This is a genomic window from Pseudomonas sp. E1MeOHC2 (genome assembly GCF_058745025.1).
The window spans coordinates 3,169,100-3,188,684 of the sequence record NZ_CP196675.1; the positions used below are offsets into that span (position 1 = coordinate 3,169,100).

General features: G+C 64.0%; 17 protein-coding genes, 1 tRNA gene and 1 pseudogene. 11 read left to right on the forward strand and 8 right to left on the reverse strand.

The annotated features are described in order from the left end of the window. Positions 1-118 precede the first annotated feature (118 nt). Genes mksF through mksB form a run of 3 tightly spaced genes read right to left on the reverse strand, consistent with a single transcriptional unit; the run spans position 119 to position 4,933 of the window. Positions 119-2,950: an Mks condensin complex protein MksF gene (gene mksF / locus ACSSU5_RS14240; protein WP_264310352.1), complete on the reverse strand. Its 2,832-nt coding sequence runs from the start codon at positions 2,948-2,950 to the stop codon at positions 119-121. After that, positions 2,947-3,654: an Mks condensin complex protein MksE gene (gene mksE / locus ACSSU5_RS14245; protein ID WP_264310351.1), complete on the reverse strand. Its 708-nt coding sequence runs from the start codon at positions 3,652-3,654 to the stop codon at positions 2,947-2,949. Before mksE ends, mksF begins: the two co-directional genes overlap by 4 nt. Beyond that, a complete protein-coding gene (gene mksB / locus ACSSU5_RS14250; RefSeq protein ID WP_264310350.1) occupies positions 3,644-4,933 on the reverse strand; it encodes an Mks condensin complex protein MksB in 1,290 nt (429 codons plus the stop codon). The genes mksE and mksB overlap by 11 nt, the downstream gene beginning before the upstream one ends. A 273-nt stretch (positions 4,934-5,206) precedes the next feature. Here mksB and ACSSU5_RS14255 point away from each other — a divergent pair, with 273 nt between their 5' ends. The 4 genes from ACSSU5_RS14255 to ACSSU5_RS14270 all read left to right on the forward strand — a co-directional run bounded on the left by ACSSU5_RS14255 (position 5,207) and on the right by ACSSU5_RS14270 (position 7,856). Continuing rightward, entirely contained in the window at positions 5,207-5,992 is a 786-nt protein-coding gene (locus ACSSU5_RS14255; RefSeq protein WP_264310349.1) for an energy transducer TonB, read from the forward strand. Next, positions 5,989-6,444 carry a ribosomal protein S18-alanine N-acetyltransferase gene (gene rimI / locus ACSSU5_RS14260; protein WP_264310348.1) on the forward strand — a complete coding sequence of 152 codons (456 nt, stop codon included), beginning with the start codon at positions 5,989-5,991 and terminating at the stop codon, positions 6,442-6,444. The genes ACSSU5_RS14255 and rimI overlap by 4 nt, the downstream gene beginning before the upstream one ends. A gap of 51 nt (positions 6,445-6,495) precedes the next feature. After that, entirely contained in the window at positions 6,496-7,134 is a 639-nt protein-coding gene (can, locus tag ACSSU5_RS14265) for a carbonate dehydratase (RefSeq protein WP_033701363.1), read from the forward strand. 137 nt (positions 7,135-7,271) lie between these two features. Further along, positions 7,272-7,856 (forward strand): D-Ala-D-Ala carboxypeptidase family metallohydrolase, encoded by a 585-nt coding sequence (locus tag ACSSU5_RS14270; protein WP_492559136.1) that lies wholly within the window; start codon positions 7,272-7,274, stop codon positions 7,854-7,856. Here the strand turns inward: ACSSU5_RS14270 and ACSSU5_RS14275 are convergent. Beyond that, positions 7,796-8,713, reverse strand: coding sequence for a LysR substrate-binding domain-containing protein (locus ACSSU5_RS14275; protein ID WP_492559137.1), 918 nt, complete (start codon positions 8,711-8,713; stop codon positions 7,796-7,798). The two genes, ACSSU5_RS14270 and ACSSU5_RS14275, sit on opposite strands and share 61 nt — an antisense overlap. A 226-nt stretch (positions 8,714-8,939) precedes the next feature. On the opposite strand from ACSSU5_RS14275, the gene ACSSU5_RS14280 reads away from it, so the two are divergent. Further along, positions 8,940-9,557 carry a LysE family translocator gene (locus ACSSU5_RS14280; RefSeq protein WP_264310345.1) on the forward strand — a complete coding sequence of 206 codons (618 nt, stop codon included), beginning with the start codon at positions 8,940-8,942 and terminating at the stop codon, positions 9,555-9,557. 93 nt (positions 9,558-9,650) lie between these two features. Here ACSSU5_RS14280 and ACSSU5_RS14285 read toward each other — a convergent pair. Continuing rightward, positions 9,651-9,727 (reverse strand) — tRNA-Met (locus ACSSU5_RS14285). Between the two features lie 95 nt (positions 9,728-9,822). Next, the gene (locus tag ACSSU5_RS14290; protein WP_492561320.1) at positions 9,823-10,746 is read right to left on the reverse strand and encodes a FecR family protein; all 924 of its coding nucleotides are present in this window, start codon (positions 10,744-10,746) and stop codon (positions 9,823-9,825) included. Positions 10,747-10,938: 192 nt separating this feature from the next. Between ACSSU5_RS14290 and ACSSU5_RS14295 the strand changes: the two genes are divergently transcribed. The 3 genes from ACSSU5_RS14295 to ACSSU5_RS14305 all read left to right on the forward strand — a co-directional run bounded on the left by ACSSU5_RS14295 (position 10,939) and on the right by ACSSU5_RS14305 (position 13,634). Beyond that, positions 10,939-12,153, forward strand: a complete 1,215-nt coding sequence (locus ACSSU5_RS14295; protein ID WP_264310344.1) for an MFS transporter — start codon at positions 10,939-10,941, stop codon at positions 12,151-12,153. Positions 12,154-12,254: 101 nt separating this feature from the next. Beyond that, positions 12,255-12,398 (forward strand): hypothetical protein, encoded by a 144-nt coding sequence (locus ACSSU5_RS14300; protein WP_492559138.1) that lies wholly within the window; start codon positions 12,255-12,257, stop codon positions 12,396-12,398. Positions 12,399-12,476: 78 nt separating this feature from the next. Beyond that, positions 12,477-13,634, forward strand: coding sequence for an MFS transporter (locus tag ACSSU5_RS14305; protein WP_492559139.1), 1,158 nt, complete (start codon positions 12,477-12,479; stop codon positions 13,632-13,634). Between the two features lie 11 nt (positions 13,635-13,645). Here the strand turns inward: ACSSU5_RS14305 and ACSSU5_RS14310 are convergent, their stop codons facing one another. Beyond that, complete coding sequence (locus tag ACSSU5_RS14310) at positions 13,646-14,602, reverse strand: FecR domain-containing protein (protein WP_264310342.1); 957 nt, start codon at positions 14,600-14,602, stop codon at positions 13,646-13,648. Continuing rightward, positions 14,589-15,104, reverse strand: a complete 516-nt coding sequence (locus ACSSU5_RS14315) for a sigma-70 family RNA polymerase sigma factor (RefSeq protein WP_492559140.1) — start codon at positions 15,102-15,104, stop codon at positions 14,589-14,591. Before ACSSU5_RS14315 ends, ACSSU5_RS14310 begins: the two co-directional genes overlap by 14 nt. A 172-nt stretch (positions 15,105-15,276) precedes the next feature. Between ACSSU5_RS14315 and ACSSU5_RS14320 the strand changes: the two are divergent. From ACSSU5_RS14320 to ACSSU5_RS14330, 3 genes and pseudogenes are all read left to right on the forward strand, one after another. Beyond that, positions 15,277-15,897 (forward strand): annotated as a pseudogene (locus tag ACSSU5_RS14320) (DNA-3-methyladenine glycosylase family protein); the annotation flags it as partial. Between the two features lie 167 nt (positions 15,898-16,064). Continuing rightward, positions 16,065-17,123: a bifunctional DNA-binding transcriptional regulator/O6-methylguanine-DNA methyltransferase Ada gene (ada, locus tag ACSSU5_RS14325; RefSeq protein WP_264310339.1), complete on the forward strand. Its 1,059-nt coding sequence runs from the start codon at positions 16,065-16,067 to the stop codon at positions 17,121-17,123. 56 nt (positions 17,124-17,179) lie between these two features. Next, entirely contained in the window at positions 17,180-19,582 is a 2,403-nt protein-coding gene (locus tag ACSSU5_RS14330) for a DUF3772 domain-containing protein (protein ID WP_492559141.1), read from the forward strand. Positions 19,583-19,585 lie beyond the last annotated feature (3 nt).

Here is a 19,585-nt window from a genome sequence, read left to right on the forward strand (position 1 = left end):
GGCCTTTGGCCTCCATTCGCGGGGCAAGCCCGCTCCCACAGATACTCCGCTGGCGCAAAACTTGTGGGAGCGGGCTTGCCCCGCGAATGGGCTGCAAAGCAGCCCCAATTCACAACAATCAGGCGAGTTCTTCGGCCTGATCCTCACGCACGTCCACCTGCACCTCATCCAGCCGGCTGATGAACTTCCAGTCCGCCTCATCGATGTAGATGCCATTCGGCCCGCTGCCACCTTCCAGGTCGATCGCCACCTTGGCCGACACCTGCGGCTTTACACTCGCCAGAATCGGTACGAAGCCCAGCTGCAGGCTGGTTTCCAGCAGTGCTGTCTGGTTGCGTTCGTCGATGTCTGCCGCTTCGTCGAGGTAGTACGGCAGGCGAATGCGCCCGGCCAGGTCACGGTCCATCAGGTGCAGCAACAAGTACATGTTGGTCAGCGCTTTGATGGTCATGGTGGTGCCGTTGGACGCAGCGCCGTCGATGTCGGCGTGGATCACCGGCTGGCCATTGACCTTGGTGATCTCGAACGCCAGTTCGAACAGGTCCTTGAGGCCCAGTTGGTTGTGGTTGGCCGCCACCAGCCGTGCCAGGTACTCCTTGGCCTCTTCGTTCTTGTGGTCCTGGTCGGAGTTCTGGGTCAGGTCGAACACCGACAGGGTCTCGCCTTCTTCGTACTGGCCGGCGCTGTGGATGATCTGGTCGATGTGCTTGAGCGCTTCCTTGTTCGGTGCCAGCACCACGCGGAAGCTCTGAAGGTTGGATACCTGGCGCTTGTTGATCTCACGGTTGAACAAGGCCAGCTGGTGCTCAAGGCTGTCGTAGTCGCTGCGGATGTTGCGCAGGGTCCGGGCGATGTCGGTGACTGCGGCGCGGCGCGCCTTGGCCAGGGTCAAGGCCTCATCGGTGCGGTGCGCATAGGCGTTGACCAGTAACTGGAGGCGGCGCTCCATGTCGTCTTCGCTGTCGAACTTGGCCACGCCCTTGAGGCGCACCTGGGCGTACAGCGCCTCGATCTGGTTGTCCACCCGCTGCAAACCCTGCCAGCTGTCCTGGTAGTCGTTGAGCATCGGCAGCAGGTTGTCCATGGTGTCGTCGACTGCTTCCATGAATGGCGTGCCGTAGGGCAGGTCCGCCGGCAACAACTGGCGGCGGCGCAGGGCGTCTTCCAGGGTGCGTTGCTTGGACTCCAGGTCACCGAGCTGGCGGCCGACCAGTTGCAGCTTGGCCGACAGCTGCTGGACGCGCTCGGTGAAGGCATCGCTGGAGCGCTTGAGCTCGTCCTGAGCGGCTTCCAGTTGCGACAGGTGCTCCAGTTTTTCGGGTTCTTCGGCCGCCAGGGTTTCGCTGCGGCGGAAGTCTTCCAATGCCTTCTGCGCATCCAGTACCGCTTGGTACAGGGTCTCGGTCTGTGCCTTGGAGGCGGAGCGGTCGGCGGCTACGGCCTGCTGGGTCTTGAGCTGCTTGAGCTCTTTTTCCAGGCGCTCTTTCTGGTCGCGCAGGGCGGCGCGGTCGGCCAGGGCCTGCAGTGCTGGAGGGTCGATGTGGGTGAGGTCGATGGACAGGCCGGGCGCTTCGAAGCGCTCGCCTTTGAAACCGTCGAGCACCGCTTCCAGCGACTTTACCCACAGGTCGCTGTCGTCCAGCTCGATGCCGCGCTCGCCCAGTGGCAGGCTGAACAGCGCACCGTTGAACAGGCGCATCAGGCGGTCGACATCCTGTTGGGAGAACTCTTCGCGCAGGCGGGCATAGCTGTTGTTGTCGGCGTGGTCGAGCTGCTGACGGACCTGCTTGAGGCGTTTTTCCAGGTCGCGTACGCGCTCGTCCAGGTCTTCGGCAGAGAACTGCCGCGACTGGGCCAGGGCGCCGGCCAGTTCGTCGTGGGCGTCTTTGGCGGCCAGCAACTGCTGCTCCAGCACCTTGACGTCATCGACCAGGGCGAAGCGGTGTTTGAGCACCGACAGCTCGCCGAGCCAGCGCTGAATGCCAGTGATCTCACGCTCCAGGCGCATCAGCTCCTGGGTGCCGCCACGTTGGTCGTTCTGCAGCCGGTCTTGTTCGCCGCGGTAATGCTCGGACTGGATAACCAACTCTTCCTTGCGCGCCATGGCGTATTCCTGCCAGGTGCCCAGCAGGTTGTCGAGCAGCGGCGAAAGGCGGTGCAGCTTGCCGCGCAGGATGTCGCGCTGGGCCACGCCACCGGCCAGGGCTTCGACCAACGGGCCGGCGGCGACCAGGGCGTTGTAGTCCTGCTCCATGCGCCGTACGTCGCGGAAGGCTTCTTCACAGGCCGCGATGTAGTCGACGCTGCCCGAGCGCAGGCTGTGCTCGAAGGCGTCGAGGAACAGTTGCTTGAGCTTGGCAGCGGTGATTTCGCGCATGTGCAGCAGGTTGATGAACAGCGCGCGGAAGGTTTTCAGGCTTTGCTCGCTGGTCGAGCGCAGCGGAATCATGGTCAGGTCCAGCGGCACCGAAGTGTGGCCACCGACCAGCAGGCGGCGCAGTTCGTCGGGCTTGAGCTCGTAGGCCTTCAGGCCCAGGCGCTCCAGGTTGGTGAACAGCTCTTTCTGGCGCAGGCAGGTGTCGTTCTTCTGGTAGTGGGCCAGGTCCAGCTCGCCTTTGTAGGCGAAGAACTGGTGGCCGAAACCGCCACCTGGGCCGCGCCCGACCACGCCGATCACGTGCGGGCCGTGAGGCAGGTTCAGTTCGCAGAGAATGTAGGACGTGTCGCTGGCGAAGTAGAAGCGACGCGACTGCTCCAGGCTGTACTTGCCGAAGCTCATGTCGGACATGCGCGCCAGGATCGGGAACTGCAGGGCGTTGATCGATGCCGATTTACCCAGGTTGTTGGCGCCGTAGACCGACAACGGGTGTTCCAGCGGGAACAGGCCGAGGCTGTAACCGGCGGTGTTGAGCAATGCAAAGCGGCGGATGCCGTAGCGTTCCTGGCTCATGCGTCAATCTCCTGTTGCTCTTCGCGGATGGCCCTGGCCAGGGCGTCCTCTTCGCTCTCGTCGCCGTCGAAGGGTGAAAGGTCGAGCGGGTCGTCGGTGCGGTTGAGTTGCTCCGGGCTTTCTTCCTCGACCAGTACCGGCGTGGGCAAAGGCAGGTCACTGTGCAGGGTGGCGGCCAGGTCGCGGTCCTGCTGGACCGACAGGCAGACGTCGAGGAAACGGTGCATCGGCGGCAGGAAGCGGTAGATGCCGCCTTCCTCATGGGCGAAGCCGAGCTGGGTCATGCGGCGCAGGATTTTTTCTTCGAGCTCTTCGACGGTTTGCACTTCGGCCTGCAGGAACAGGTCGCGGTACTTGTCCAGCAGCGAGGGCAGTTCATCGCGGCCGATGCTGCCGCCGTCGAGCACGGCCATCGGGTCACGGCCCTGGTCGGCCAGGTGCTCGACCAGGATGAAGGTGAACAACGACAGGCGCTGGGCGGTTTTGTTGACCTGCGCGGCGGCAAGCTCGGGCACGAAGTAATAGAAACCACGGGTGTCGCATACCAGCTCGAAGCCCAGGGCCTTGAACAAGGTACGGTACTGGTCCTGGAAGTTCGACAGCTGAGCGTACAGCTCCGGGTCACGGCGGCTGACGTGGAAACCTTTGAACAGCTCGCGGAAGATCGGCGCGAGCTGGGACAGTTCGGAAAGATCAAGATGCATTGGCTGGGCTCGCGTTGGATTCGGCAGTCGTTCTGGCGACGTCTTCACGGCTGGACGTCAGGGCGAACGAGCGCAGGCTGACCAGGTGTTCGTGGGTGGTGTAGTCGCGGCGGTCGAGGCGCTCGCGCTTGAAGCGCTTCTCACGGGACAGGCGCGAGAACCAGTACAGCAGTTCGTCGGTGGCGCCTTCGGGCTCCTGGTCCAGCAGCCAGACCATCAGGTCTGGCAGTGGCAGGGCCTGCTCGCAGCGTTCGAGCATTTCCTTCACCGTACGGGGTGCGCGCGGCAATGGGTCTTTGTCGGTCTTGTGCGCCTTGGGGAAGCGCGCGGGCTTGGGCTCGAAACGGGCCAAGGCGTAAACATAGGCCTCGACCTGGCTGGCGCTGCCAAGGAAGGTGCTTTGCGGCCGGGTGAACATCGGCATGGCCGCTTGCGGCACGGCATCGATGCCCTTGCGGCGGATCACCGACAGCGCCAGCGCGGCGCCACGGGTCACGGCGTTGTGCCGGCGCGCTTCTTCGCGCAAGGGCAGCAGCAGTTCACGGGCGTGGCGCAAGGTCAGCTGGGCGCTGGTTTGCATTTCCAGAATACGCGCGTGGGTGCGCAGCAGCATGTCGTCGTCGACCAGGTGGCCCAGGCGCGCCTGTTCGCCCAGCAGGCGCAGCAGCACGGTTTCGACCTTGCGCACGCCTTGTTCGAAGGCGCCATCGGCGTTTACCAGCTGGATCATCGGCTCGACGTATTCGTCCCAGGTCGCGAGGACTTCGGCATAGCGCTGGCGCAGCGGGATCTGGCGGTTGCTGGTCTTGGCCCGCTCGGCCACGGCCACCAGCGCCTGCTCGTCGTTGTCGAGCTTCTTGAGCACATCGCGCACGCGCATGTCGAGCAGGCGCAGCTGGCGTGCCAGGTCGTCGCTGTCGCGGTTGTCGAAGGCGTCCTGGATATGCCCGGCGAGGCGCTCCAGGTGGCGCAGGTAGGCTTCGATCTCCAGGCACAGGCCCAAGCGGTGCTCGCGGCGCAGGTAGGCGAGGAAGTCGTGGATCTGGGCGTTGAGCTCGAAGCGGTTCGGGCTCTTGGCTACCGGGACCAGGATATCCAGGCGGATCCACACGTCGAGTAGTTGGGTGATGTCCTGCGGGGTGCTTTCGACCTGCTGGCGGGCCACATGCTGGCGCAGTTCGACCAGGCTCAGGGTGCCCTGGTCGAAACGTTCGCACAGCGGCTCGATCAGGGCCCAGTGTTCGGCTAGGGCGCGCAGGACGCGCTTGGGTTCGATCATTGGCTTCGACTCGTTGCCAAGAAAAAGGGGGCGATTGTACTGCATCCAGGGGGGAGGATTTCACCCCTTGGTCTGTAATGAGAAATGTCCCTTATTTTGCTGGGGGCATCTCGGCGCCTGCCGCCGGTATTGTCAGCGACGCAGCCCCTGTAGGAGCGGGCTTGCCCGCGAAAGGGCCGGTACAGCCAATAAAAATCCGCCGACCAGTTGCGGCACGCGAATGCTAACGGCGTTAGAATGCTTGATTGATTTAGCCCCTCGGATACCCGTCCCTTGCTGACCGAACCCCGTCGCCGCGCCTACCTTTCCGCCATGCAAGTGGTGCACTGGCTGCCGCGCGCCGAACTGCCGTTCGCCGCACCGTCACGCCCCGAACTGCTGTTGCCGGTGGGGCCGGTCGAAGACATCGACTTCGACGTCAAGCCGGCGCCGGCCGCCAACGCGGCGCCCATCGCGCCCCAGGCACGCGCCGGCGAACGCCCGAAAATCGAAATTCCACGTCCTGGCAGCACTCCAAAACCTGCGGCCAAGGCCGTCGAGGCAGAAGAGCCGGCCCCGGCCCCGCGCCCGGTGCCGGTGCCACCACCACGCTTCGCGTTGCAGCTGCTGCGCGCCGGCAGCTGCCTGCTGCTGGTGGAGCTGGCCACGGGCCAGCCGTTCCAGAGCCGCGACCCGTCCTACCTGCTACTCAAGGACATGTTGCGCGCCGCCGGCCTGCCCGACGCCCCGCAGATCATCGGCGAACCGGTGCGCTGGCCGCTGCTGGTGCGCGGCAACATGGACCAGGGCCCGGACGCTGCACGTGATTTCGTCCAGGGGTTCATCCAGGCGCGCCTGGAAGAAGCCCCTTGCAGTTGCTTGTGGCTGATCGGGCTGCCTGCGCTGCGTTTTGCCGGCAATACCGATGCGCAAACCTACTACCAAACACTGAAGCTCGACGGCCTGGGCGATGCCTGGGCCTTGCCGGGCCTTGAACTGTTGATGGACGAGCCGCAACGCAAGGCGGACGTCTGGCAAGCCATGCGCCAGCTGATGGCGCGCTGGAAGAGCGTTGAATGAGTGACTCGATCAGTTTCCGCCCGATGACCGAGGCGGATCTGGATGCCGTGCTTAAGATCGAATATGCCGCGTTCAGTCATCCCTGGACCCGGGGAATCTTTCAGGATGCGCTTAAGTCCTACGAAGTGTGGCTGATGTTCGATGGCCAGCAGCAGGTCGGCCATGGCGTTATCAATGTGATCATTGATGAAGCGCACCTGCTCAACATCACCGTCAAACCCGAGAATCAGGGTTGCGGCCTGGGCCTGTGTCTGCTCGAACACCTGATGGCGCGGGCCTATCAGCTCAATGGCCGCGAGTGCTTTTTGGAAGTGCGTGCCAGCAACCAGTCGGCCTATCGGTTGTACGAGCGCTACGGATTCAACGAAATCGGCCGCCGCCGCGACTACTACCCTATCGCCGGCGGCCGCGAAGATGCCCTGGTGATGGCCTGCACCCTGTTCGAAGAGTGACCCTGCAGGGGCAGGTCCAGTCACACAGGTACAACCTGATGAGGCAAGACCATGCACGACCTGCAGGAACTGATCGACAACAACGCGCGCTGGGCCGATGCCATCACCCAGCGTGACCCCGATTTCTTCGCCAAGCTGGCCCGTCAGCAAACCCCGGAATTCCTCTGGATCGGTTGCTCCGACGCCCGCGTGCCGGCCAACGAGATCGTTGGCATGCTGCCCGGCGACCTGTTCGTCCACCGCAATGTCGCCAACGTGGTGCTGCACACCGACCTTAACTGCCTGTCGGTGATCCAGTACGCCGTCGAAGTGCTTAAGGTCAAACACATCCTGGTCACCGGCCACTACGGCTGCGGCGGTGTGCGCGCAGCCATGCAGGACCGCCAGCTAGGCTTGATCGACGGCTGGCTGCGTTCGATCCGCGACTTGTACTACGAAAAGCGCGGCGAGCTGGCCAAGCTGGAAACCGAAGAGGCGCAAGTCGATCGCCTGTGCGAGCTGAACGTGATCCAGCAGGTCGCCAACGTGGCCCACACCAGCATCGTGCAGAACGCCTGGCACCGTGGGCAGGAGCTGTCGGTGCATGGCTGCATCTATGGCATCAAGGACGGGCGTTGGAAGAGCCTGGACACCACCATCAGCGGGTTTGCCCAACTGCCGCCGCAGTATCGGTTGCGGGCGTTGGAGTAATTGGTAAAGGGGGCGGTGCGAGTCTTTAAAGAACTGCACTATACCTGTGGGAGCGGGTTTGTCGTGGCGACGAACCGCAGTGATGGGCTGCAAAACGGCCCTAATTGCAGGTCTTGAGGCTTGAGCCGGGGGCAGGGATGACAAGGGCGAAGTGGCTACTGCTGGCGGCGGGCATGTGGGTGATCAATGCGGCGCACGCCGATGACCGCGACCTGTGGATGTTCGCCCAATGGGCTGGCGATCATCAGACGCGCCCGTTCCGCGAAATGCTGGTGGATGCGCGCCTGTACGGGGTGGTGCCTATCCATCAACTGCTTCGCTCGGCCTCGGACTGGCGGCTGTGCCGGGCTTCACCTTTCGCAGTGCCACCTGCCAGCCAATGGCCAGCGGTACGCTCGACCCTCTCACTGCTCAAAAGCCTTGACGGCCAAGGCATCCTGCGCCAGTTCGAAGTGGTCTCGGCCTACCGTGATCCTGGCCTCAACCGATGTGCTGGTGGCGCCGCCAACAGCGCCCATACCCGCGCATTCGCCGTCGATATCCTGTTGCCGGCCTGGGCCGACCCCAATCCACTGTGCCGTTTCTGGCAACAACATGGCCAGGCCTGGAACATGGGCCTGGGTCGCTACCCGTCAGGTCGCATTCATATCGACACCGCCGGCTACCGCACCTGGGGTGGCGACGGCAGTGCGGGCTCGTCGTTCTGTATCAAGCCCAAGTGAGCCAAACAGGCCTGGCATTCGCCGATCACCCATTCGGCGAAACGCTGGCGTTTGCCGCCATCGTCCAGCGGATGTGGGCTGAGCAGATGGTAGGCAGAGCCGTCGCGCAAGAAGCCGAAGGGGGCCTGCAGTTGGCCGCTGTCGATTTCGTCGCGCACCATCAAGGCTGACCCCATGGCCAGGCCGAGGCCCGCACTGGCGGCCTGGATCGACAGGTAGAAGTGCTCATAGTCGCTACGCTCGGTGTGGCTGGCCAGTTGCTCGCTCAGGCGCAGCCAGGTGGGCCAGGCACTGGGCCGCGTGCGGCTGTGCAGCAGGCGCTGGCCATCGAGGCCGGTGACGGCGCCAGGGCGGCAGACCGGGCCGATCCATTCGTCGCAGATCTTGCGGTGATGGAGTTGGCGGTCCCAGTGGAAGTCGTCGCGGCGCAGTGCCAGATCGACGCCGCTGCGCGTGAAGTCCAGTGGCCCGCCAGCGGCCACCAGGTGCAGTTGCAGGTCGGGGTGGGCGGTGTGGAAGCGGGGCAGGCGCGGTATCAGCCAGCGCATGGCGATGGTGGGTTCGCAGGAGAGGACCAGCACATTGTCGCGCGCCTGCTGTTGCAGGCGCTGCACGGCGCCTTCGAGCTGTTCGAACATGGCCTGGGTGGTGCCCTGCAGCGCGCGGCCGGCGGCGGTGAGAAAAATGGCCCGGTTGCGGCGCTCGAACAGTTCGATGCCGAGGCTTTCCTCAAGCAGCCGAACCTGGCGGCTGACCGCGCCGTGAGTGACATGCAGGCGCTTGGCGGCGCGCACGAAGCTTTCGGTTTCGGCGGCGATGTCGAAGTAGCGGAAGGCGTTGAGGGGAGGCAGTTTCATGGTTTTGTGGTGCCTGTTCTGGCCTCTTCGCGGGGCAAGCCCGCGCCCACCGATAACAGACATGCACTGTGGGAGCGGGCTTGCCCCGCAAAGAGGCCAGACCAGGCACTGCACCTCTGTGAGGAAAACTATCGAATAACCGCCACTATAAATCGATTTTTCGCTGCCCATAAGCCCAGGATAATCGGCGTGTCTGTGCATTTTCATCGCCAATCGAGACCCGCCAATGACTGAACTCATCGCTGTAGCCCTGTTCACTATCCTCGCCGTCATCAGCCCTGGGGCCGACTTCGCCATGGTCACTCGCAGCAGTTATGCACAGGGTCGCAAGGCCGGGCTGGCGGCTGCCGTGGGGATCGCCTTGGGCGTGCAGGTGCATGTGCTGTACACGGTGCTGGGCATCGCCGTGATCATCAGCCAGAGCCCATCGCTGTTCCTGTTCATGAAGGTGGTAGGCGCGGGTTACCTGATCTACTTGGGCTACAAATCGCTGACCAACGCCACGCGAATCAGCCTCGACGGTATCGGTCAGCACACCGGCGCCAGCGTGTGGGCGGCACTGCGCACAGGTTTTCTAACCAATGCCCTGAACCCCAAGACCATGCTCTTCGTCATCAGCGCCTACACCCAGGTGGTCCAGCCGGGTAGCCCGCTGGCGCTGGACTTCGCTTATGGCGCGTTCATGTCCTTTGCCCATTGGGTGTGGTTCAGCCTGGTAGCGGTGTTCTTCTCCAGCACGGCACTGCGCAAGGCGATGATCGAGCGGCAGCGGCTGGTAGACCGGGTGATCGGCGTGGCACTGATCGGGCTGGGTCTGGCTGTGGCCGTGACGGGTGTTCGTTGATGTGACGCGGCCCTGTAAGGCTGCCCCCACAGGCCGTACTTTTTCGCAGGCAAAGAAAAAGGGCCTACCTTTCGGTAAGCCCTTTATCATGTTTGGTGGCTACACAGGGACTTGAACCCCGGACCCCAGCATTATGAATGCTATGCTCTAACCAACTGAGCTATGTAGCCAATGGCGCGCATTATTCCCTTGTGATGCCCCTCTGTCAACACTCATTTCAAAAAAAATTTGCACGCTTTCAAAAACTTAGCCGCCAGGGGCGCCCTTAGCGAACGATCAGCCAATGCCCGAGCACGCCCTGCAGCTGTAATTGCTGGGTGCTGGCCAGTGCGGCAAGGCTTTCGGCAGGGCGGTCGAGGTTGAAATCGCCGCTTACACGCCGATGGACGGTTTGCTCGTCGAGTATCCACAGGCGTTCCCCCTGATACCCCGCCAGGCGTTCCAGCACCTGCCCCAGTGGCATGTCGGTGGCACGCAGTCGGCCGTTGCGCCAACTGTCGGCGGTCTTCAGATCAGCCTTTTGCACGCTATCGATCCGCGTGCCATCGAACGTCACCCGCTCGCCGGCCGAGACCAGGCGCTGCTCGCCGCCCTGGACCACCATTGCCTTGCCACTGACCACTACCAGTTCGTCATGGTGTGCATAGCGTGCGATTTGCAGGCGGGTACCAAATACCTGGATGCGCGCATCGCCCACTTCCACTTCCATGGCCCGGCCATCGAGCAGCACCTCCAGGTACACCTGGCCTTGGACCAGGTGCAACTGACGGGTACGCCCACGCAGGTCCACGTTCATCGCGCTGGCGCTGTCCAGGTGCACGGTCGAACCGTCGGCCAGGCGCAGGCTGCGGCGTTCGCCAACGTCGGTGTGCATCTCGCTGCCCAGGCGCTGCATCAGCGGCCAGTACAGGTAAGCCAAAGCGCCCAGCACCAGCAAAAACAGCAGGGCCAGCCATTTGCCCAGGTGGCTGCGGCGGGCCGTTATCTGCCGCGGGCGGGGGCGAGCCGGTGGGGGTTGCAGTTGTTGCCAGAAGGTTTCCAGCTCAGCGTAGGCCTGGGCGTTTTGCGGCGCCTGGCACCAAGCGGCGAATACCTGGCGTTCGCCTTCGTCACAGCCGGTTTGACGCAAACGCGAGAACCACTCCAGGGCTTCCTGCTGTGGATCGGGCTGGAATTGCTTGGCGGGCATCGGGCTCATGGGATCGGTCTGCTCACGATAGGGGCCGTTTTGCCCAACGATGACAGGGGAATGAGTCGAGGATGCTAATTATATTGAGAACCATTTACAAGTACGTTTCGACAGAGGGATAAAAAAGGTAGCTATGTATCTATTTGTTTCCCGATAATCGGATCCCAAATCTGCGCACGGAGATTCAGGCACATGGCCATCAGTAGCACCTCCACGGCGTCCACCAACGCTGCGGCGAACCCAGCCAACCCGTTGGTGATGCGCATCATCGGCTTCTGCGCCTTGGCGCACCTGATCAATGACCTGATCCAGTCGGTGTTGCCGGCGATCTACCCGATGCTCAAAGCCAACTACGACCTGAGCTTCGCCCAGATCGGCATGATCACCCTGACCTTCCAGATCACGGCCTCGCTGCTGCAACCCTGGGTTGGCTTCTTTACCGACCGTCGGCCCGCGCCGAACCTGTTGCCGCTGGGTACCCTGTGCACGCTGGTGGGCATCGTCATGCTGGCCTTCGTCGGCAGCTTCCCGATGATTCTGCTGGCGTCGGCCTTGGTGGGTATCGGTTCGTCCACCTTCCACCCAGAGACTTCACGCATCGCGCGGCTGGCATCGGGCGGGCGCTTTGGCCTGGCTCAATCGACCTTCCAGGTGGGTGGTAACACCGGCTCGGCGCTGGGGCCGCTGTTGGCTGCGGCGATCGTGATTCCGTTCGGGCAGACGCACGTGGCCTGGTTCGGTCTGGCAGGGCTGTTCTTCTTCGCCGTGACCTTGATGCTGCGCAGTTGGTACAAGGAGCACCTGAACCAGGCCAAGGCCCGCAAGGCCGTGCAGGCCACCCATGGCATCTCGCGCAAGCGGGTGATTGCGGCGCTGATCGTGCTGGGCCTGCTGGTGTTCTCCAAGTACTTCTACATGGCCAGTTTCACCAGCTACTTCACCTTCTACCTGATCGAGAAGTTCGACGTCTCGGTGGCCAGCTCGCAACTGCACCTGTTCCTGTTCCTCGGCGCAGTCGCGGCCGGTACCTTCTTTGGTGGCCCGATCGGTGACCGTATCGGGCGCAAGGCGGTGATCTGGTTCTCGATTCTGGGCGTGACGCCGTTCACCCTGGCACTGCCGTATGCCGACCTGTTCTGGACCACGGTGTTGAGCGTGGTGATCGGCTTCATCCTGGCCTCAGCGTTTTCGGCCATCGTGGTGTATGCACAGGAGCTGGTGCCGGGTAGCGTGGGCATGATTGCCGGGATCTTCTTCGGGCTGATGTTCGGCTTTGGCGGGATCGGCGCGGCGCTGCTGGGGTATGTCGCTGACCTGCGCGGTATCGAGTATGTGTATGGTGTGTGCTCGTTCCTGCCGTTGTTCGGGTTGTTGGCGGTGTTGCTGCCGTCTACCGGCAAGCGTTGAGCCTGCAGGGGGCCGCGCTGCTGCGGCCCCTGATGATTGACGGCCCGACCACCGTTAGCCTAGAGTGCCGCCTCTTTTCACCAACCTGCGTAGTCAAAGCAATGCGCCGTAACCCGTCCCTCCCACATGCTCGCCAGCCTGCACTCCAGGCCCTGCGTCGTGCATGGCCGAGCGACACGGTGCTCAAGCGTCGGCGCAGCGTGCTGTTTGCCTTCACCTTCTCGCCACACCTCGCCCTGAACTGATCCGCGCTTTTGCGTCGTCCGCCGTCCCGGCGTACGCGCTCGTGTTTGCTCGTCTTTTCGGTTTGCAAGGAGTGGTAAATGAACATGCGTTTGCTGGCGGGCTTGTTGTTCGCCGTGTCGGTGGTGGGCTTCAGCCTGGGGGCCAGCCTGCCGTTGGTGTCGTTGCGTCTGCATGAGGCCGGCGCAGGCACGCTTGAAATCGGCATCATTTCGGCCATCCCAGCGGCAGGGATGATGCTCTCGGCGTTCATGGTCGATGCCTGCTGCCGGCTGCTGACCCGGCGCACCATCTACCTGCTGTGCTTCAGCTTGTGCACCGTCAGCATTGCCTTGCTGGAGTCCGCCTTCGACTCGATCTGGCTGCTGGCATTGCTGCGCCTGGGCCTGGGCGTCGGCATGGGTATCGCCATCATTCTGGGCGAGTCCTGGGTCAACGAGCTGTGCCCCGAGCACAACCGCGGCAAGATCATGGCCCTGTACGCCACCAGCTTCACCGGTTTCCAGGTCCTTGGCCCGGCGATGCTGGCCGTGCTGGGGGCTAACAGCCCTTGGATCACCGGTGTGGTCACCGCCTGCTATGGCCTGGCCCTGCTGTGCATCGTGCTGACCGTGCCCAACGATTACGTCGAGCATGAAGAAGGCGACAAAAGCTTCGGCCTGGCCGGCTTCTTCCGCGTGGCGCCGGCCTTGTGCGTGGCGGTATTGTTCTTCTCCTTCTTCGACGCCGTGGTGCTGTCGCTGCTGCCGGTATATGCCACCAGCCACGGGTTTGCCGTGGGTGTGGCGGCGCTGATGGTGACGGTGGTGTTTGCCGGCGACATGTTGTTCCAGCTGCCCTTGGGCTGGTTGGCCGACCGGGTCGAGCGCACTGGGCTGCACCTGGTGTGCGGCCTGGTGGCGATGCTGATTGGCATCGGCTTGCCGTGGCTGCTGCAGATGACCTGGTTGCTGTGGCCGCTGCTGGTGGTGCTGGGCGCTGTGGCGGGGGGCATCTATACCTTGGCGCTGGTGCTGATCGGGCAGCGCTTCAAAGGGCAGGACCTGGTCACGGCCAATGCCAGCGTCGGCTTGCTGTGGGGCGTGGGTAGCCTGGTCGGGCCGCTGGTCAGTGGCGCGGCGATGGATGTGGCACCGCACGGGCTGCCGATGGCGCTGGCGATCATGGCAGGGCTGTTCGTCTGCTTTGCCCGGCAGTCGTACCGGCGGGCAGGGCGCTTGCGAGCGGTGGCGGACTGATCACACGGTGTTCAGACGGCGCCGATGCTCACCCAATAGCGTGTGCGGTAGTCGATCCGCACCGGCAGGCTGCGTGCAAGCAGTTTCAGAATGTGTTCGGTGTCGGCCAGCTGATACGTGCCGGAGACCTTCAGATTTGCCACTTCGTCGGCACAGCGCAGCAGGCCCGGGCGGTAGCGGGCGAGTTCGGCGGTAAATTCACCCAGCGGCATCTGCTGCACGCTGAGCACGCCGTCGGTCCAGCCCCAGGGGTCGCTGTGCAGGCTCACGGCCTGCAAGCTGCCGTTGGCCAGCACTTGCAACGTTTCGCCGGCCTGCACCCCTCGCGCTGAGGCAGACGCGGGGAACAGCGTGACCTCGCCACGGCGTACTGCCAGCAACAAGCCATTGTCGTTTTCGCGCAGCAGCAACTGGCCGTCGAGTGTGGCCAGGGTGGCGACACGCGTATCGATACGGAATGGGCGGCTGTCGTTGGCGTTGCTGTCCAGGCTGACCTCGCCCCGTATCAGTTCAAGCTGACGTTGTTCGTTGCTGTAGCGCAGGTCGATGGCGCTGGCGGTGTTGAGCTGGATACGGCTGCCATCGCTGCCTTGTAACTGCCGGCGCTCACCTGCGGCGGTGCTGCTGTCAGCCAGTAGCTGCGGCAGGCCCAATGGCTCGCGCGCAGCCCAGCCCAGGCTGCCCCCGACGGCCAGCAGCGCCAGCAGCTTGAGGTGGTCACGGCGGCTGGTGTGCTGACGTTGGCGGGCGTCGAGGGTGCGTCGGCTCAGTGCCTTGGGTAGCCCCGCCAGCTCGTCGCTAAGGCTACTGACGCGCTGCCAGGCCTGAGGGTTTTGTGGGTGGCTGGCCAGCCATTGCTGAAATTGCCGCTCGGTACGCGGGCTGGGGGTGTCGAAGCGCAACTTCACCAGCCAGTCGATGGCCTGGTCGACCTGGGCCTGCGCGGGCGTGCTGTCAGAGCTCGACATAACGCAACCGATAGCAGACACCCAGGGCCCTGGCCAGGTCGCGCTCGACAGTCGCGCGGGAGACATCGAGGCGTTGGGCGATCTGCGCGATGCTCAGCCCGTCGATCTGGGCCAGCAAGAAGGCCTGCCGCACACGTGGCTTCAGCGCGTGCAGGGCGCGGTCGAGGCGCTCCAAGGTATCGAGGATGACCAGCCGGTGTTCCTCGCTGGGCACGTCGGCCTCAGGTAGATGGGCCAGGCTTTCCTGATAGGCGCGCTCCAGGGCGCGGCGGCGGAACTGGTCGATCATCAGCCCACGGGCGATGGCGCTCAGATAAGCACGAGGCTCCTTGAGCGGCGAGACCTGGCGGGCACGCAACAGCCGTACGAAGGTATCCTGGGCCAGGTCGGCGGCATGCTCATGGCACCCGACCCGGCTGCGCAACCAGCCGCTGAGCCAGGCGTGGTGGGACTGATAGAGCAGAGCGAGCTCGGTTGGCTTGAGCGTGTCGTTGATCTGCATCGTATCGGAGGCCTGATCCCGTGGGGGTGTGCGATTGTGAATAGTTCTCAATTCTATGCGCGGAGCGCGGCACAGAGCAATGGTATGCCAGGAATTAGCCCCGCAAGATCCGGCGTTTCGCCGATGAACGGCTGGGCTAAGCTAGGTCTCTAGTCAACATGTTGGAACCGCCATGATCCTGGCTGACCTTTCGCCCGAAACCTACCGCGAAGCGACCCGATACCTTGCCGGCGCGGACCCGGACTGGGCGCGGCATATTGCTGCAATTGGGCCGTGCCTGCACCAGGCGACGCCGGGACGCGAGCCTTATGAGGCGCTGGTTAGGGCGATTGCCTACCAGCAGTTGCATGCCCGCGCTGCCGAGTCGATTCTGGGGCGGCTGTTGGCGCTGTTCCCCGAGGGCAGCTTTCCTGCACCGGACCAACTGCTGGCTGTAACGCCAGAGGCGATGCGCGCATGCGGCTTTTCGGCGAGCAAGGCAGCTACCATCCAGGGCATTGCCCAGGCCCGCCTCGCGGGCGTGGTGCCCAGCCGCGAGGAGGCGCTGGGCATGCCCGATGAAGCGTTGATCGAGCGTCTGGTGGCCCTGCGTGGGGTAGGGCGGTGGACGGTGGAGATGTTGCTGATCTACAGCCTTGAACGCTCGGACATTCTGCCGGTGGACGATTTCGGGGTGCGCGAGGGGTATCGTCGGCTCAAGGGGCTGGAGAAGGCGCCAACACCGGCGCAGATGCGCTCGCTGGGCGGTGGCTGGCACCCGTACCGGACTGTGGCGGCCTGGTACCTGTGGCGGCCTGGTACCTGTGGCGGGCCTGAGGGCGTTGCAGTGCCTGTACCGGCCTCTTCGCGGGCAAGCCCGCTCCCACAGATTGCCACTGTGCTCGTGACCAGTGGGGTACTTGTGGGAGCGGGCTTGCCCGCGAAGAGGCCGCTACAGGTGTAAACCGAATGGGAGGCGCGATGAAACCCTACACCACCCCCGAACAACGTTGGCAGGCCGTGCAGGCCCGCGACGGCAACGCCGCCGGCCACTTCGTCTACGCCGTACGCACCACCGGTATCTATTGCCGCCCAGGTTGCAAAGCGCGTATGGCCAAGCGCGAAAACATCGAGTTCTACAACGATGCCAACGCCGCCGAATGTGCGGGTTACCGGGCCTGCAAGCGTTGCACGAGCGCAAGCCGTGCCACTGCAACCCGGCGTAGTGAGCTGGTCACACGCGCCTGCCGCCTGATCGAGGGCGATGAGTTTTCGTCGAACCTCGACCAGCTCAGCGCACAACTGGCGGTCAGCCCCTTTCACCTGCACCGTCTGTTCAAGGCCGAAACCGGCTTGACCCCCAAGGCCTACGCCTCGGCATTCCGCGCCCGGCGCCTGCGCGAGCACCTGGAAAAGGGCCAGCGCTCGGTGACTGACGCCATCTACGACGCTGGCTACACCTCCAACAGCCGCTTCTACGAAAGTGCCGAGCAACGCCTGGGCATGCGCCCCAAGGCCTACCGTGCCGGTGGGCTGGGGGCGACCATTCGCTTTGCACTTGGCCAGTGTTCGCTGGGTGCGATTCTGGTGGCCCAGAGCGAGAAGGGCATCTGCGCGATCCTGCTGGGCGATGACCCCGAGGCACTGCTGCACGGGTTGCAGGACCAGTTCCCCAACGCCCGGCTGATCGGCGGCGACAGCGAATACGAGCGCGTGGTCGCCGAGGTGGTGGGTTTCGTGGAAGCCCCCGCACTGGGCCTGGCGCTGCCCCTTGATGTGCAAGGCACGGCATTTCAGGAGCGAGTCTGGCAGGCCTTGCGCGAGGTACCTGCCGGCTGTCGGGTCAGCTACACCGACATCGCCGAGCGTATCGGCGCGCCCAAAGCGGTGCGCGCGGTGGCCATGGCGTGCGCGGCCAACTGCATTGCCGTGGCCATCCCTTGCCACCGGGTGGTACGCCGCGACGGCGATATCAGCGGCTACCGTTGGGGCGTCGAGCGCAAGCAGCAACTGCTCAAGCGAGAAACGGCACTCTCCTGATCGCTTCAAGCCGCGTAGAATCCCCCGCCAAATCGAAATGTATAGAGGAATGTTCGATGAGGCGTGTCAGCCTTGCCCGTTATTGCCTAGGCGTATTGGCCCTGATGGTGGCGTTGGCCACCCCGGCCTGGTCCGCCCCGGCCACGCCAGTCTCCAGCCTGGCGGCTGCCGAGCTGCCGGTTCTCGACGAGAACGCGAGCCTTGAGCAGTTGAATGATCGACTCGACCTGATCCGTCAGGGGGTGACCAGCAACGCCAATGACGACGTGCTCTCACAGCTGCGCCTGGCGGCCATGCAGGTGCAGCGTCAGGCCGATGCCCTCAGTGCGCTGCGCGCCACTGACGTGCAAGGCCTGGACGACAAACTCAAGGTGCTGGGCCCGCTGCAGAAGGATGAGGCCACGAGCATCACCCTTCAGCGCAAAGACCTTGAGGCACAGAAAAAGACCGTACTGGCTGAGCAGGAACAGGCGACCAAGCTGACCCAGTCGGCTCGCGATCTGTCCACGCAGATCGTCAACCTGCGCCGCAGCCAGTTCAACTCGCAGGTCACCAGCCGCGCCACCAGCCCGCTGACTCCGGCGTTCTGGCAGTCACTGATCCGCCCCACCGATGAAGACCTGGCGCGCCTGCGCGACCTGCGTGGCGAGGCTGCCGATGCCGTGGCCAGCGCATTCAGTGCCGAGCATCGCTGGTTGTTCCTCACCAGCCTGGTAGCGGCGATTCTGGTGTGGACGCTGGTCCGCCGGCTGCTCGAACGTTTGCTGGCGGACGCCATGATCCGCTGGCTGCCGGAAGGCCGACTGCGTCGCAGCGCCTTGGCTCTGAGCGTCAGCCTGGCGACGCTGGGCACCATTGCCGGCTCCGTGTCGCTGCTGCGCTGGGGCCTGGAAAGCAGCGCCGAGCTGGGCTCGGATATCGCCAGCCTGACCAACCACATCCTCACCCTGGTGGTGTTCAGCGCCTTCATTTCCGGCCTGGGCCGCGCCATGTTGATGCTGCAACGCCCGTCCTGGCGCCTGCCGCCGATCCATGATGAGGTGGCTAGCGCCCTGGGTTGGTTCCCGAAACTGCTGGCGCTGGCGCTGATGGTGCTGCTGACCCAGGAGCGCATCAACAGCGTGATCGGCACCAGCCTGGCGCTGACCGTGGCCACCAACGGCCTGACCGCACTGGTGGTGGCGGTGATCTTCTCGGTGGCCTTGCTGCGCTACCGCCGCACCTTGCGCAAGCACGACCTGGAGCGCCCGACCGGCCTGGCGGGCCTGATCCCCTTCGTCATCGTGGTGTGGGTGGGGCTGATCTTGCTGGCACTGCTGGCCGGTTTCCTGACCCTGGCCTACTTCCTGACCGCCAAGTTGCTGTGGATCAGCGTGGTGGCCACCTGTGCCTACCTGTTGACCACCTTCCTGGGCGACCTGTGCGAAACGTTGTTGTCGCCGCGTCAGCCCGGTGGCCTGGCCTTGGCATCGACCTTGGGCCTGGCGCCACGCCACCAGGCCCAGGCCAGCACGATACTGGCCGGTATTGGCCGTACTGTGTTGCTGTTCCTGGCTGTACTGCTGGCCTTCACCCCTTCGGGCACCAGCCCCGGTGAATTGCTGCTCAGCCTAGGTGATTGGGACGACACCGGCGGCAAGATGCTCGGCAACCTGAACATCGTGCCGCAGGACATCCTGCTGGCGGTGGTGATGTTCTTCGGCGGTATGTTCGGCATCCGTGTGCTCAAGCGCTGGTTGAGCGAGCGCCTGCTGCCGGAAACCGACATGGACGCCGGCATGCGTGCCTCGCTGGTAACGCTGGTGGGTTACCTGGGCTTCCTGTTCCTGGCCATGCTGGTGATGTCGACCTTGCGCATCAACCTGACCAGCCTGACCTGGGTGGTGAGTGCGCTGTCGGTCGGTATTGGTTTTGGCTTGCAGCAGATCGTGCAGAACTTCATCTCCGGCCTGATCCTGCTCACCGAACGCCCAGTGAAGGTGGGCGACTGGGTCAGCTTGGCGGGTGTCGAGGGTGATATCCGTCGCATCAACGTGCGCGCCACCGAAATTCAGATGTCCGACCGCTCGACGGTGATCGTGCCCAACTCGCAGTTCATTTCCCAGAACGTGCGCAACGTGACCATGGGCAATGCCCTGGGGGTCGTCAGCATTACCCTGACCCTGCCACTGGAGACCGATGCCAACCATGTGCGGGAGCTGCTGCTGGCGGCGTACCACGAGCACGAGGCGATCCTGGATGCACCCGCGACTTCGGTGTCGTTCAAGGACCTGACGACCAGTGGCATGGTGATTGCGGTCAGTGGTTACGTGGCCGGGCCGCGGCAGGTGTCCAGCACACGCAGTGACCTGCTGTTCACCATTCTTGGTCGGTTGCGCGATGAGGGCATTCCGCTGTCGTCGCCGCAAAGCATGGTGTTGGTGCAAGAGACCGCGCGCCCGGCTGACGAGTCGGTGTGAAGC

Excerpts from the sequence above, each read along its gene's own strand:
- mksF (WP_264310352.1), bottom strand. The coding sequence starts at position 2,950 with ATGAGCCAGGAACGCTACGGCATCCGCCGCTTTGCATTGCTCAACACC.
- mksE (WP_264310351.1), bottom strand. The coding sequence starts at position 3,654 with ATGCATCTTGATCTTTCCGAACTGTCCCAGCTCGCGCCGATCTTCCGC.
- mksB (WP_264310350.1), bottom strand. The coding sequence starts at position 4,933 with ATGATCGAACCCAAGCGCGTCCTGCGCGCCCTAGCCGAACACTGGGCC.
- rimI (WP_264310348.1), top strand. The coding sequence starts at position 5,989 with ATGAGTGACTCGATCAGTTTCCGCCCGATGACCGAGGCGGATCTGGAT.
- can (WP_033701363.1), top strand. The coding sequence starts at position 6,496 with ATGCACGACCTGCAGGAACTGATCGACAACAACGCGCGCTGGGCCGAT.
- ACSSU5_RS14270 (WP_492559136.1), top strand. The coding sequence starts at position 7,272 with ATGACAAGGGCGAAGTGGCTACTGCTGGCGGCGGGCATGTGGGTGATC.
- ACSSU5_RS14275 (WP_492559137.1), bottom strand. The coding sequence starts at position 8,713 with ATGAAACTGCCTCCCCTCAACGCCTTCCGCTACTTCGACATCGCCGCC.
- ACSSU5_RS14280 (WP_264310345.1), top strand. The coding sequence starts at position 8,940 with ATGACTGAACTCATCGCTGTAGCCCTGTTCACTATCCTCGCCGTCATC.
- ACSSU5_RS14290 (WP_492561320.1), bottom strand. The coding sequence starts at position 10,746 with ATGCCCGCCAAGCAATTCCAGCCCGATCCACAGCAGGAAGCCCTGGAG.
- ACSSU5_RS14295 (WP_264310344.1), top strand. The coding sequence starts at position 10,939 with ATGGCCATCAGTAGCACCTCCACGGCGTCCACCAACGCTGCGGCGAAC.
- ACSSU5_RS14300 (WP_492559138.1), top strand. The coding sequence starts at position 12,255 with ATGCGCCGTAACCCGTCCCTCCCACATGCTCGCCAGCCTGCACTCCAG.
- ACSSU5_RS14305 (WP_492559139.1), top strand. The coding sequence starts at position 12,477 with ATGAACATGCGTTTGCTGGCGGGCTTGTTGTTCGCCGTGTCGGTGGTG.
- ACSSU5_RS14310 (WP_264310342.1), bottom strand. The coding sequence starts at position 14,602 with ATGTCGAGCTCTGACAGCACGCCCGCGCAGGCCCAGGTCGACCAGGCC.
- ACSSU5_RS14315 (WP_492559140.1), bottom strand. The coding sequence starts at position 15,104 with ATGCAGATCAACGACACGCTCAAGCCAACCGAGCTCGCTCTGCTCTAT.
- ada (WP_264310339.1), top strand. The coding sequence starts at position 16,065 with ATGAAACCCTACACCACCCCCGAACAACGTTGGCAGGCCGTGCAGGCC.
- ACSSU5_RS14330 (WP_492559141.1), top strand. The coding sequence starts at position 17,180 with ATGAGGCGTGTCAGCCTTGCCCGTTATTGCCTAGGCGTATTGGCCCTG.